Here is a 13223-nt window from a genome sequence, read left to right on the forward strand (position 1 = left end):
CAATGAATTTTAAAAAGGAAAGCTACTATACTAACCGTGAACTGAGCTGGATGGATTTCAACTACCGGGTCTTAGAAGAAGCCCGCGATAAGGACAACCCGTTACTCGAACGCGTCAAGTTTCTGGGTATCACGCAGAGTAACCTGGACGAATTCTTTACTGTCCGGGTGGCTTCACTGCGAAAACTGATGTCAGTTAACTATGAAAAGCCTGATCCGGCCGGATTAACGCCAGCCCAGCAAGTCGAGGCCATTAGCGCTAAGGCCCACGAAATGGTCAAGCGTCAATACAATACACTGAACCGTTCGCTCCTACCATTACTTGAACAGCACGGCATCCGGCTACTCGGCATGGCCGACCTTAGCGCTGAACAGCACACCTTCGTTAAGAACTACTTCGATGACGAGCTGTACCCGGCCCTAACGCCGATGGCCGACGACTCGTCGCGGCCGTTCCCGTTCATTGGTAACAATACGCTGAACATTGCCCTTCGGATTTACAAAAATGGCGACAAGAAGGACCGTAAGTTCGCAACCGTCCAAGTCCCGGACGTCTTTCCACGGGTAATTCCCCTACCTGGCGCTGAAAATGAATTTATTTTAATTGAAGACGTGATCAAAGCGTTTGTCGGCTCCCTCTTTATCAACTACACGGTCAAGGAAGCCAGCGCCTACCGGGTGATGCGCGACCTCGACTTAGACGTGGCCGAAGAGGATACTTCCGACCTTTTGAAGGAAGTTCAAAAGCAGCTGAAAATGCGCGAACGCGGTAAGGTGATGCGGTTAGAAGTTGAAAAGAGCATGAGCAGGCACCAACGTACCCGGCTCTCTAAAGCGCTCGGAATTACCGAAAGTGCCCTCTACGTAATCAACGGCCCACTCAACTTGACGTTCCTCTCCAAACTGGTGAAGGCGGTTAAAGGCCATTCTGACCTAACTTACCAAAAGTACCACGCGTACTACCCAGCGGTTTATCAGGAGCGCTCAATTTTTGACATCATCAAGGACCACGACGTTCTGATGCAGTACCCGTACGACGATTTTAAACCGGTGGTCGACTTTATTCACGAAGCCGCCGAAGACGACGACGTCCTCGCCATCAAGATGACCCTTTACCGGGTTTCCGCCGACTCCCCAATCATTAAGTATTTGGGTCAGGCCGCGCAGAACGGTAAACAAGTCACCGTGTTAGTTGAAGTCAAGGCTCGGTTTGACGAAGAAAACAACGTTCACTGGGCTAAAAAGCTTGAAGAAATGGGTTGCCACGTCATCTATGGATTGATTGGATTGAAAACCCACTGTAAGTTGGCGCTCGTTGTTCGGCGTGAAAACGAAGGCATCAAACGTTACATGCACATGGGAACTGGGAACTATAACGACGTGACCGCCCACTTCTATACGGACATGGGCCTGTTTACCGCGGATACGGACATGGGCATTGACGCCTCCAACATCTTCAACATGTTATCGGGCTACTCGGAACCACCGTACTTCCATAAGCTACACATTTCACCGGACGGCATTCGGGACTTCATCAACGAAAAGCTTGACGAAGAAATTGCCATTGCTAAGGCTGGCCGCCCGTCGCTAGTTCGCATGAAAATGAACTCCCTTTCGGACCCGCAAATTATCAGTAAGCTCTATGAAGCTTCACACGTGGGGGTCAAAATTGAATTGATCATCCGGGGTATCTGTTGCTTAAAGACTGGCATTGAAGGCGTTTCGGACAACATTGAGGTCCACTCCATCATTGGCCGGCTCCTTGAACATAGCCGAATCTACTACTTCAGTAACGATGGCGAACCACAGATTTACTTGTCAAGTGCCGACATGATGACCCGGAACTTAAATCGGCGGGTCGAACTGCTCTTCCCACTCCTGCAACCAAACATTCGTCACCGGGCAATGCAGATTTTTGATACGATGTGGCAAGATAACGTTAAAACTCGCATTTTGCAAGCCGACGACCAGTACGTTAAGGTCGACCGCCGTGGGCTCGACGTTTTAGACTCGCAAGCAACCTTCATTGCAGCGGCTGAACAGGCAACGCAAGCGGATCACGGCGAACCTACGCCTACGAGCAACGCGCACCAGTTCATCCCGATGATGAGCCCGAAAAATGAACCTAACCCGTTAGACAATCAAAAGGATGATTAATATGGAAAATTTTGCGGTTATTGACCTCGGCTCCAACTCATGCCGAATGACGGTCACTCAAATTGAAGCCGATGGGAGCTACACGGTCACCCACCGCTTAAAAGAAATGGTTCGCTTGTCGGAAAAAGAAGACGAAGGCGCAACCCCAACCCTGCATCCCGAAGCGATTGAACGAACGGTGGCGGCTTTAAAGGGGTTTAAAGCCGTTTATGACCAACTACCAAATTTAACTTTAACGGCGGTGGCGACCGCCGCAACGCGTAAGGCCAGCAACCAAAAGAAGTTCCTTAAGCGCATCAAAAACGAACTAGACCTGACAATCAAGGTCATTCCCGGAACGACCGAGGCCTACTACGACTACTTAGGGGTGGTTAACACCCTACCAGCTACCAACTGCGTCATGATGGATACTGGTGGCGGGAGTTGTGAGCTCGTCTTAATCGTCAACGGTCAGGCCAAGGAATTGATCAGCCTCCCAATCGGCGCGGTTAGCCTGACGGAACAGTTCGACTTGGCGGATACGATTCCCGCTAACCGGCTGTTTAACGCCATGACGTTTGTCGACAAACTCTTTAACAGTGTCTGGTGGCTTCGTAACGGGCTCAACCTGCCGTTAGTTTGCCTGGGCGGAAGTAACCGCACGTTAGCGAAGATCAACCGGCGTCAAAGTAAGCTTCTGAATTTCGAAGACATTCACGGTTACCGTCTCCGCGACACCGCAATTTACCAAACGTTTGAGCAGGTAATTGGATTAGACGCTGCGGGTCGTGCTGAAATTCCTGGTCTTGCCCGCGACCGGGCCGATATTATCGTCGGCGGTATGATTCCGGCCATCACGCTGATGCGTTTTCTCGATTCAGACCGGATGCTATTCTCACAAAACGGCTTGCGAGAAGGAATTCTGTTTGAACATCTTACGGACTTAGCCGCCACTAACAGCCAGGTTAAAGAATAATTGAATCCTAAATTAAAACTGGGTTCCAGCCAAAATCGCTGGAATCCAGTTTTTACTATTTTTATGCTGCCAGCGTCACATCAACTTTTAAGGGCTCGATACCAATTGGTGTTGAGGTTGCCGCCAGCAGCGGGTGTAACCGGGTGGCTGGAACACTGCGGGCATCGATTTGAGCTCACTCAGAAAAACCACTGAGCAATCTCAAATTCGAGCCTTATTCTAAGCCGGAAGCAGCCCACTTCCGGCCAAGAATAATTTCGCAGTTGAACCATGGTTACACCCGCTGCTAGCTAGACTGGCTTTTATATTGAGTCTCACGGATTACGCTAGTGAGTCTTAATTAATGAAGTTGATTCCGCAGAACGGTTACTAAATTTAACGTAATCTTGCTAGTCACAACGAATTGATTGAAAATTCAATTGGCAGCCTTCATAGCAAATCAACACCAAATATCAGAGACCCGCTTTTAAGATCTGTGTGGCTGGTTCGTGTGGCGAGCCTGTTGGTCCTGATGCCAACTCGTCGGGCTCCACAATTGCCCTTCCATCGATCCCCGTAGACTTTCAATTTCAGCCTGCTGGTCATCTAAAATCTGAATCACACTATCAATGACCACTTGATTATCCGCCGTTTGTAACTTCTTTAAGGCTTGGATGGCCCAAGCCGTCTGATCAGTTTCACTCATATTAATCCACCTTATCACGTTTTCTTTAATTGTACGCAACTTAGTTTTGAAAACCAATTAATTTGCTTTGCCTGATTTAGTAGCGCCTCATCAATACCACCTGTTGGCAACTTTTTTAGCAAATCAACACCAGCTATTATAGCGTTAAAAAAATAGGCCGTGACAACTGTCACAGCCCATTTAACGACATTTTGATGTTTGTTAGCCGAAACGTGCTCGGCCCCAGCTGACCTTTGTGCTTGCTACGCTAAGGCGCCATCGCATAAACCGCGACGCTTCTATGCCTTATAGCCGAAACGTGCTCGGCCGAGCTTGGCCCTGCGGTTAGCTACGCCACCGACCTTACGCCAAGCCCGCGCAATGTCGGTGGCTAGGCTAATCCTCAGACCAACCCGCTCAGCCTCACACTCTAACCGACCGCCTGCTGGTCGTCATCATACAATTTTTGTTGGATTGCCCGCAATTCGGACTTACGCACCGAACGCGGTAAAAATGCGCGAATATCTTCTTCATTGTAACCGATTTGAAGCCGACGCCCATCATATAAGATCGGCCGCTTAAGTAATTGTGGTTTTTCGACTAATAAGTCTAGCAATTGGTTAAACCCAAGGTCTGCTAAGTCGATATGCAATGCTTTGAAAGCCTTAGAACGCGTTGAAACGATGTCCTCAAAGCCATTTTCAGTTAGCCGGAGGACTTGTTTCAATTCATCGCGATCCAGAGGGTTAGCAATAATATCGCGTTCATTAAATGGAATGTTGTTAGCAACCAACCATGCACGTGCACTACGGCTAGACTTGCTAGATGTTGAATAATATAAATTTACTGTCACGATGAATTCCTCCTAAGTTTACGGCAAGTAATTATGCTACTTACTTTTATATAGTAAGTATACGTGATTAGTCAAGAATAGTCAAGGAAAGTCAGAACTTTTTTCTTGATGTTTTCATGAAGATTATGCGATAATTTCGCCGTCGCAACTGGTGCCAGCTTTAATAACCGTTGTAGCTACTCCGTTACAGACACGGGAAAAGTGCTTTTCAAGTCATTTCAATCCTTGAAAGGCACTTTCCCATTTTCGCGCTCGCGTTACGGGCCCAACGGATTCGCTGTTCTATACTGCCCGGGCTGGGATCGAACCAGCGACCTCTTGATTAACAGTCAATTATTCTACCGCTGAACTACCGGGCAAGGTAACTGTCTGTATTTATACTCGGATTTAGCTCAAAGCGCAAGCTTTTTTGAGAATTTTTCTCACTATTTACACATAATTAACAAGCTTAAATTTCGCTCAATGATAGTTTCCAACCCACGACATCACAGTGAAATCTCTTTGATTTATCACTTTCGTTAAAATCGATTTAATTTCATAGGCGTTTAACGACGTTTGTAAGTTGAAGTAGTAATCGCCCCGTTGATTATGCATGGCTAATTGCCATCGCCCCATGTCCTGCCACTGGTCAATATCGGGCCGTTCCGGTTGGTGTTTAAATAGAATGTGCATCGTTGGCTTCCACGCATCCTCATCGTCGCCCGTTATCCGCACCAGGCGCCGAACGGTGCGATGACACCGAACGGCAGCCGTCACGCAAATCACCATTCCAACGATAATCAATAGCGCCCCACCAATCAAAACACTCCAAAGCAACGCGGCCCAACCAGGCGTAGCGGCCACTTTCGTACTCGTAAAGAGCGCTAGGCACATGAGTAGCCAAATAGCAGCAACCCAACCATTCATCCAATTTAACGCCCGATTCCGGGCTTGCCGGTAAACCGCAAGCCGCGCGACGGCGTCATCGCTGACAACCCGGTGCGTCTTAGGCGTATTCGCATAACTCACCGCGATGGCGGTTCCTTTCACTGGAACGGTTGCCACCGGTTTAAAATCCGCGGCCATCGCTTCCAGGGTCGTAGTTGGTAAGTATTCGCTGACGACGGCCCGTGGCGTGGTCGCTCGTTGAAAGTGATACGTCCACCCCGTCACGGCCGTTAACTGGTAGCCCCGGTCGGCTTGCCGATTGAGCCACCGTTGCTCACGGTCGGAGCCCTTTAAGAAAAAGTGCGTTTTATGCATCCGATTCCCTCCATATGATATGCCTCGTTTAGCTACAACTTGAAACCTAATTATATGCGGATTGGTCTAATTAGCAATTAAACGCAAATTGTAATTTGTTCGCGTAACAAACTTGCCATTTCTAACCTCGCTTCCCGCATACGTTGGCATCCCTTTCATAACCATTACGAATTGGTCTAGGTCTAGTTCGCCGGCACCGATCGTTACCGTTGATTAACTTTTTAATATTTATTCACAAATAACGCTAATCATGATAGTATCAAAATGATGTTATCGCTAACACAATGATCATTCGGCCCGTGGACTACACGGGCCCCTCAGCGGAATTAACCAGCGTGGGTGCGTTTTCTAACTAGGTGACAAGTCAACCGACACTCGGCGCCATCCGCAACGAATCCGAACCGATTCCAACCACGATAGCATTGCCGCACCAGCTTCTTGGGGGTTGCGGTTAACGCGTCTTTATTAATACTACGAAAGGAACTATACAATCCCGTTAAATGCGTTCCCATTTTGTCACCGATTGTATAAAAAATAGCTATGCCAGCCGAATACATCATGGCCATCGACGAAGGAACCACCAGTACCCGGGCCATTATTTTTAATCACGCCGGCGAAAAGGTCGCCGACTCCCAACGGGAATTTCCACAATACTTTCCACAGCCGGGCTGGGTCGAACACAACGCCAATGAAATTTGGAACGCCGTGTCCTCGACCATCGCTAACGTTTTAATCGAATCGGGCGTTTTTCCAAACCAAATCAAAGCCATTGGGATCACCAACCAACGGGAAACCACGGTCGTTTGGGATAAAGAAACTGGGCTTCCCATCTACAACGCCATCGTGTGGCAATCACGCCAAACCGCCCCCCTCGCAGAACAGCTTGTTGCCGATGGTTACGGCGATTTAATTCACCGGCACACCGGACTAGTGACCGACGCCTACTTTTCAGCGACGAAGATTCGCTGGATCTTAGACCACGTTCCGGGGGCTCAGGAACGCGCCGAACGCGGTGAGCTCCTCTTTGGAACGATTGATACGTGGCTCGTTTGGAAGCTGACCGGTGGATTGACCCACGTCACGGATTATACGAACGCCAGCCGGACAATGTTGTTTAACATTCATAAACTTCAGTGGGACCAAGCCATTTTGGATTTACTGCACATTCCAATGGCGATGCTCCCAGAAGTTCGTTCCAACTCCGAAGTCTACGGCACCACCAAGGACTACCTGTTCTATGGGAGTCAGGTGCCAATCAGTGGGATGGCGGGTGATCAGCAGGCCGCCCTCTTTGGCCAAATGGCCTTTGACCCTGGGATGGTCAAAAACACGTACGGCACCGGGGCCTTTACCGTTATGAACCTCGGCGAAGAACCTCAGCTTTCGGACCACAACTTGTTAACGACGATTGCATACGGTCTCAATGGTCACGTCAGTTACGCCCTAGAAGGGTCAATTTTCGTGGCCGGTTCAGCGATTCAGTGGCTCCGCGATGGGATGCAACTGGTTGAAACCGCTCCCGAGTCAGAAAATCTAGCCCGGCAGTCACACAACCACAATGAAATTTACGTCGTTCCGGCCTTTACCGGTTTAGGCGCACCCTACTGGGATTCGGACGCCCGTGGCGCAGTCTTCGGACTGACCCGCGGTTCCACGCGGGCGGACTTCGTTAAGGCAACGCTCCAATCGCTGGCTTACCAATCCCGGGACGTCATCGATACGATGAAACGCGACGCCCACATCGCCATGCCAACCTTAATGGTTGATGGCGGGGCGACCCGCAACGACTGGTTAATGCAGTTTCAAGCCGATATTTCAGACGTTGAGATCATTCGTGCGGCCGACCTCGAAACCACCGCGCTAGGTGCCGCTTTCTTAGCGGGACTCGCCGTTGGCTACTGGCAAGACCTCGACGAACTTAAAAGTATTCACCAAACCGGCGACGTTTTCCAACCAAAAATGCCCGCCGCTGAGCGTGCCAACCTCTATGAAGGATGGCAGACGGCTGTCAAAGCTGCCCAACTCTTTAAGCACACTCCCTATCAGGGCTAACAACGTAAAAAAACTGGTACCACCGAATCCTAAAATGGATTCTGGTGATACCAGTTTTTTATCCGACCGTACTATTATTAATCGCTATTCTAGTTATGAGTAGGCGTCGCTTCCGGGAAGAAGCCCTGCCGCCGCGCCACCTTGAAAAAGTCCCGTCGGCGCGCCGCCGACCCTAACGCCTCGTTAGTCATGTGCGCCAAGTGCTCATCCCGCGCGTGACTACTGCGGGCTTGGTAATACGCGTGGAGCCGCTGATCAAAGGCCGTTAATTCCGATTGATAGGTTTGCGGTTCCTGATACGTATTTTTAAATAGAACTGCTGGTAGCCCTAACCGGGGCTTTTTTTCCGGCTGATCAAGCGGATGACCAATTTGTAACCCAAATACTGGTAAGGTCAACTCTGGTAAGCCCAGTAGGTCAATGACCGCCTGCGTATCATTATTGATTGACCCCAAAACGACACTCCCGAGGCCCTGACTTTCAGCCGCCAATAGTAAGGCCGCCGTTACCAGCGTGGCATCCTCAACGCTTCCCAAAAAGCGATCCATTTCACTCAACGCTCGCCGCTGGTCAGCTCCCGGCGCCAACGCTAAGTTGCGGTGCTGGTCCGCTAAAACGATCAGCAAGCGACCGTTAGCCGCGACCGTCGGCATGGTTGTAATCTTCGCCACCGCCGCCCGCTTGGCTGGATCAGTGATTTCAATCAAGCTATACGCCTGGAGATACTGGCTAGTCGGCATTTGTTGCGCCGCTGCCACCAGCGCGTTCAAAGCCGCGTCAGTGACCGCCTGGGTCGAAAACTGCCGCTTCGTCCGGTGCGCCGCTAAGGTTTCAATGACATTCATCAATTAATTATCCTTCCTGTTCTTGTTGCAACTCGACCGCCCACCGCGTTAACTGGGGCAACACGTCGACGTTTAAGTGAAAAATAAGCTGTTGTCCCAATTCATCCAGCTGCACGCTGTGAAACAACGGGAACCGCACCCGCCCGTGTAAGTTGTGAACGGTAATGCTCAGCGTCATCAGTTCGTCTAGCGCGGTCGTCAGCAAAACAAGCGCACTTTGCGGGAAATACTCGCGCCGCAACTGCGGGTCGTCCAACGAACAGCCGGTGGCGCGCTCAACATCCGCCCGTGTCACCAATAAACTTTCCGGGTGCTCCGTAATAATTCGCATCAAAATCGTAACGGTCAGTTGCGATTCAAACGCGTTTCGAAACCGAAAATGGGTTTCAAAATGGTTCTGAATAAATTGTAAGTTGCGCATTCGAATCAAACCACTTCTTTCTTAATCGCCCTAATTCAACGCAGCGTGGTTTACAAAGCTCACAGCCATCACCGCGTCAAAAAAACATCAGCAGAGCTGATGCACTTAACCAATATGGTTTTCCTTTAAAATCAAATTGACCTCTTCTTGCATTTCGGGTGTCTTTTGCCATTCTTCCCAGTGGTCCATCGATTCATCTGGAATTTCAAAATTTTCATTCACGTATTCTTGATACTTAATCACGTGGGTCGAATGCGGAATGTTTAGCTGTAAAATCCGCACCTGGCGAATAAAGCCCCGTTCGGCCGCGAGTTCCGCCCGGCCATTCATCAACATGTTGCCAATTTCCATGTACGTCGTCCCGTCATTGCGGGTAATTTCTTGAATCAAATCTAACACTTCGTGATTTTTCAACGTTGATCCCTCACTTCAAATGTTAGTATAGCGATGCAGCGAAAGCGTGTCAAAAGCTTTGCCACTTTTACGATTGCTTCAAGTGGTGGGTGGCGCTTCGTCCTCGAAACAACCGAAACGTGTTTCAAAAGGCAGTGGGTTCCGCTTAACCACTCTAGGCGCACTATCCAAAGACCGGATAATACGCCTAGAGTCACCTTTCCTTTAAATAGTCGAAACGTGCACTGGCAGGCAGCTGGCTCCGCTTAACCCCGTAAGGCAACCAATCCAAGCCCAGGATTATTCGCCTTACGCCGTTAATGCTCACCAGCTAACCGCCTGCCAGCGCACTCTTGAGAAAATAAAAAAACCACTATCAAAGTGATAGTGGTCGGCATAAGAGAGAAAGAGAATTGATTAGAAGGTAACTAAATACCTTACAAATTAAGGATAAGCGAAATTGTAAGCGTTGTCAATAGTAAGTCAAAATAAATGGATAAATTATTCCGAATAGTCACCACCCACCACTTGCCCGCGCTTGTTACCACTTCACCCTAGCCACACCGACCAAAAAAGCAACGCCGCGACCCCCATTTTCAGGGCGCCACCGCGCTGCTTGCGTTTTAATTCATTTTATTCAATATAATTACCGGCCCGTTTTCGTAACTACTCCCGTTAACGTTCTAGTAGGGTGGAAAATCAAACTCGGATCTTGAACCGTGCTCGTCAACGAATGCCCCGAAATATTAACCAGCATCAGGAACACTACCGCCACGGCAACCAACGTACTAAAAATCCGCGTCCGCCACGGCATCGTTTCCGAAATCACACCGCCATAAAATTCTTTATGCACGTCGCGCGCCACGTTCGGATTATCCGGCTCAGCCTGCTTACGTTCCGCCACGACCTGCTTTTCGTAGGCCTTAATGTCAAACGCCTTCTGCTCTTCCTTCGAATCGTTTTGATACTTTTTCTTATCGTCCTTATTAAGCGCCTTAAACCACTTGATAAACTTACGGTAGTCGCCAACAACTTCCTTAGTCTTACCAATCTGCTTTAAATCACCATACTGGATCCAAGCGACCCGGTCGCACAACTTTTCAATTTGCTTCAAAGAATGACTGACAAACACAATCGTCTTGCCCTCGTCTTTGAACTGCTGGATTTTTTCCACACACTTCTGATAGAACGTGTCATCACCAACTGATAAGGCTTCATCAATAATTAAGATATCCGGATTAATGTGCACCGCAATCGAGAAGCCCAACCGCGACTTCATCCCGGACGAATAACTCTTAACCGGCTGATAAACGAAATCACCAATGTCGGCAAAGGCAATAATGTCGTCCAACATGTCATCAATTTCCTTGTTGGTCATTCCCATCATCAGCGCCTTCAGCCGAATATTTTCCAAACCGGTCAGTTGGCCCCGTAAACCAGAGTTAATGGCAACGATCGACGTGTCCCCGCGAACGTCTACCACCCCGGTCGTCTGTGGAATCACACCCGAAATGATGTTAGAAAGCGTCGACTTACCCGAGCCATTCACCCCAATCAGGCCAAGGGTTTCACCCGGATGAACTTCGAGTGAGATTCCCTTCAATGCCCAAAATTCAGGAATTGGCTGGTTCGAAATGGAGAAAAAAGCCTTTAATTGATCGGACCGCGTTTTGAACAAGTCAAACTCTTTGGTCACATTTTGAACTTTAATTTTATAATCAGCTGTCATTTCAATACTTCCTATATTCTTTGCGATTTATATCTTAATAACGTAGCATAACTAACTGCTATATGGTACAAGACAAGCGGGCAGTTCGTCAAGCATTACCCGGTCGGCTTAAGTGAAAATTAAGCGCGCTACCGTAGCCAGCCAGTCCGCAATCGTTCGCAATCTCTTAACGAATGAAATATACTAAAATTAGAGAGAACTGTTTAGTCGACATAGGAGTGAGCTAAATGAAAATTATTGAGCACCAAGCAAATGGGATCAATTATTACACCTTAGTAAATAATCACCACATGAGCGTCACCATCATGGACTGGGGTGCCACCATCACCGCCATCCGTACCCATGATAAAGATGGCAATTATGAAAACGTTGTCTTAGGTTTTGACCACGGTGAGGACTACCTCAGCAACCGGGCCTTTTTTGGCGCGTCGGTCGTCCGGGTCGCCGGGATTATTAAAAATGCCCGCTGGCGCCAGTACGATTTAACCCAAAACTTTGGTCAACACCACTTAAACGGCGGTAATCAGCCGCAGATTGCGTTTGAGCCCTGGTTTTTAGAACATCAGTTACACACCAAAACTCAGGTGGGTCTCGTTATGCAATACATTACGCTTGACGGCGAAAATGGCTATCCCGGCACGATGACGATTACCGCCGAATTCATTCTCGACGATCACGGGAAACTGACCATCAGTTATACGGGAAAAAGTGACCAGGAAACGCTTTTCAATCCAACTAGCCACAACTATTTCAATTTAAGCGGTAACGCCCAGCGAACGATCAACGATGAATTCCTTAAAATCAACGCTGACGAGTACGCAGCGCTTAACAAGCACGGCCTCCCAACTGGTAAGCTCCCCTGGGTGACCGATTCGCCGTTCGACTTTCGTGAACAGGTAGCCATCGGGCCGCAGATTGCCGCCTTAAAGGGGGGCTTGCGTCACGGATTCGTTTTAAACCAAACGCCCTACCCGCAAGTTGAACTCCTCGATCGTATCAGTGGCCGGAAACTTAGCATCCAGACGAACGCGCCGGCGGTCATCGTTTCCAGTGCGACTAATTATCGTGATGACCGTTACCATTTAAACGGCGGTCAGGCGATGCGCTCGCAACTAGGCCTAAGTATTATGCCGCAGAAGCTCCCCGATGCCATTCACCATAAGGAGTTTGGGAGTATTATCATTCCGGCCAACGTGCCCGTCACTTACCAGACGGCATATCGTTTTTCTAATATTTATGATGTGTAGCGGCAGAGTGCGAAATCAAGCGCAGAGGTCAGCTTGGTTGAGCACGTTTAGAGTGTGCGGGCCAGCGGGTTGGTCTGAGGATTAGCCTAGCTAGTGGTGCGATGCGGTTTATGCATGGTATCGCTGGCGTAGCTAACCGCAGGACCATGCTGGCCCGAACACGTTTCGGCTATATTGCAGTTGAACCATGGTTACACTCGCTGCTGGCGGCAAAATTAACACAAATTGATACAGAACCTCAAAAAGCCAAACGCGGTGATGCTTACGCTCGTAGTATTTTATGCTTTGCCGTTCGTAACATGATCTGCCAGCAAAAAGCGGCTCCCAACCATATCGTTGATTATTATTTCCAGTTAAAAAAGGACCCCATCCCAAACAGGATAAGGTCCTAGTGGTGGCCTGCATGAATAAGACCGTTAAATGCCTCTTAACATGATAAAAACCAACCAATTGGATGATTACTCATACCACGGACTCGAAGTCCAATCAGGTCCATGCCTGATAATTTAATTTTAGCAGTCTCCCACTGATTGATCTTTGCAATTTCAATCAGTGGGAGACCCTGTTTAGTTGACACTCATTTAGCCGCGAGGGCGGTCCTAAAGTGGCTCAGTGGTGTCGTTTGCGTTAGTCGGGGTTGTTTCCCGACTTACCCAAAGACCGAGC

11 protein-coding genes, 1 tRNA gene and 1 pseudogene are annotated in these 13223 nt (G+C 48.9%); 5 read left to right on the forward strand and 8 right to left on the reverse strand.

What is annotated here, in order from left to right; translation table 11 throughout:
• Positions 1–2: 2 nt before the first annotated feature.
• Entirely contained in the window at positions 3–2156 is a 2154-nt protein-coding gene (locus FFM79_RS11195) for an RNA degradosome polyphosphate kinase (RefSeq protein ID WP_137643568.1), read from the forward strand.
• Position 2157: 1 nt separating this feature from the next.
• On the forward strand, positions 2158–3111 hold the full coding sequence (gene ppx, locus FFM79_RS11200; RefSeq protein ID WP_137643569.1) for an exopolyphosphatase: 954 nt from the start codon (positions 2158–2160) through the stop codon (positions 3109–3111).
• A 466-nt stretch (positions 3112–3577) separates the two neighbouring features.
• Here the strand turns inward: ppx and FFM79_RS11205 are convergent, their stop codons facing one another.
• From FFM79_RS11205 to FFM79_RS11220, 4 genes are all read right to left on the reverse strand, one after another.
• The gene (locus FFM79_RS11205) at positions 3578–3796 is read right to left on the reverse strand and encodes a hypothetical protein (protein WP_137643570.1); all 219 of its coding nucleotides are present in this window, start codon (positions 3794–3796) and stop codon (positions 3578–3580) included.
• Positions 3797–4205: 409 nt separating this feature from the next.
• Positions 4206–4628, reverse strand: coding sequence for a Spx/MgsR family RNA polymerase-binding regulatory protein (locus FFM79_RS11210; protein WP_137643571.1), 423 nt, complete (start codon positions 4626–4628; stop codon positions 4206–4208).
• 287 nt (positions 4629–4915) lie between these two features.
• Positions 4916–4987, reverse strand: a tRNA-Asn gene (locus FFM79_RS11215).
• A 100-nt stretch (positions 4988–5087) separates the two neighbouring features.
• Positions 5088–5870, reverse strand: coding sequence for a DUF2812 domain-containing protein (locus FFM79_RS11220; RefSeq protein WP_137643572.1), 783 nt, complete (start codon positions 5868–5870; stop codon positions 5088–5090).
• 540 nt (positions 5871–6410) lie between these two features.
• On the opposite strand from FFM79_RS11220, the gene glpK reads away from it, so the two are divergent.
• A complete protein-coding gene (gene glpK, locus FFM79_RS11225) occupies positions 6411–7922 on the forward strand; it encodes a glycerol kinase GlpK (RefSeq protein ID WP_137643573.1) in 1512 nt (503 codons plus the stop codon).
• A gap of 89 nt (positions 7923–8011) precedes the next feature.
• On the opposite strand, the gene FFM79_RS11230 is transcribed toward glpK, so the two are convergent.
• The 4 genes from FFM79_RS11230 to FFM79_RS11245 all read right to left on the reverse strand — a co-directional run bounded on the left by FFM79_RS11230 (position 8012) and on the right by FFM79_RS11245 (position 11310).
• Positions 8012–8767: a nitroreductase family protein gene (locus tag FFM79_RS11230; protein ID WP_137643574.1), complete on the reverse strand. Its 756-nt coding sequence runs from the start codon at positions 8765–8767 to the stop codon at positions 8012–8014.
• 7 nt (positions 8768–8774) lie between these two features.
• Positions 8775–9188 carry a hypothetical protein gene (locus tag FFM79_RS11235; protein ID WP_137643575.1) on the reverse strand — a complete coding sequence of 138 codons (414 nt, stop codon included), beginning with the start codon at positions 9186–9188 and terminating at the stop codon, positions 8775–8777.
• Positions 9189–9293: 105 nt separating this feature from the next.
• Positions 9294–9602 carry a hypothetical protein gene (locus FFM79_RS11240; protein WP_137643576.1) on the reverse strand — a complete coding sequence of 103 codons (309 nt, stop codon included), beginning with the start codon at positions 9600–9602 and terminating at the stop codon, positions 9294–9296.
• Positions 9603–10227: 625 nt separating this feature from the next.
• Positions 10228–11310 (reverse strand): ABC transporter ATP-binding protein, encoded by a 1083-nt coding sequence (locus FFM79_RS11245; RefSeq protein WP_137643577.1) that lies wholly within the window; start codon positions 11308–11310, stop codon positions 10228–10230.
• A gap of 227 nt (positions 11311–11537) precedes the next feature.
• Here FFM79_RS11245 and FFM79_RS11250 point away from each other — a divergent pair, with 227 nt between their 5' ends.
• Together FFM79_RS11250 and FFM79_RS12865 are read left to right on the forward strand one after the other, a co-directional pair.
• Entirely contained in the window at positions 11538–12557 is a 1020-nt protein-coding gene (locus tag FFM79_RS11250) for an aldose epimerase family protein (RefSeq protein ID WP_137643578.1), read from the forward strand.
• Between the two features lie 248 nt (positions 12558–12805).
• Positions 12806–12993 (forward strand): annotated as a pseudogene (locus FFM79_RS12865) (IS110 family RNA-guided transposase); the annotation flags it as partial.
• Positions 12994–13223: the final 230 nt, after the last annotated feature.

This window comes from Lactiplantibacillus modestisalitolerans, from assembly GCF_005405425.1.
Classification (GTDB): domain Bacteria; phylum Bacillota; class Bacilli; order Lactobacillales; family Lactobacillaceae; genus Lactiplantibacillus; species Lactiplantibacillus modestisalitolerans.

Coding starts and splice junctions, on each gene's coding strand:
- FFM79_RS11245 (WP_137643577.1), bottom strand. CDS start 11,310: ATGACAGCTGATTATAAAATTAAAGTTCAAAATGTGACCAAAGAGTTT.
- FFM79_RS11235 (WP_137643575.1), bottom strand. CDS start 9,188: ATGCGCAACTTACAATTTATTCAGAACCATTTTGAAACCCATTTTCGG.
- ppx (WP_137643569.1), top strand. CDS start 2,158: ATGGAAAATTTTGCGGTTATTGACCTCGGCTCCAACTCATGCCGAATG.
- FFM79_RS11195 (WP_137643568.1), top strand. CDS start 3: ATGAATTTTAAAAAGGAAAGCTACTATACTAACCGTGAACTGAGCTGG.
- FFM79_RS11230 (WP_137643574.1), bottom strand. CDS start 8,767: ATGAATGTCATTGAAACCTTAGCGGCGCACCGGACGAAGCGGCAGTTT.
- FFM79_RS11205 (WP_137643570.1), bottom strand. CDS start 3,796: ATGAGTGAAACTGATCAGACGGCTTGGGCCATCCAAGCCTTAAAGAAG.
- glpK (WP_137643573.1), top strand. CDS start 6,411: ATGCCAGCCGAATACATCATGGCCATCGACGAAGGAACCACCAGTACC.
- FFM79_RS11250 (WP_137643578.1), top strand. CDS start 11,538: ATGAAAATTATTGAGCACCAAGCAAATGGGATCAATTATTACACCTTA.
- FFM79_RS11220 (WP_137643572.1), bottom strand. CDS start 5,870: ATGCATAAAACGCACTTTTTCTTAAAGGGCTCCGACCGTGAGCAACGG.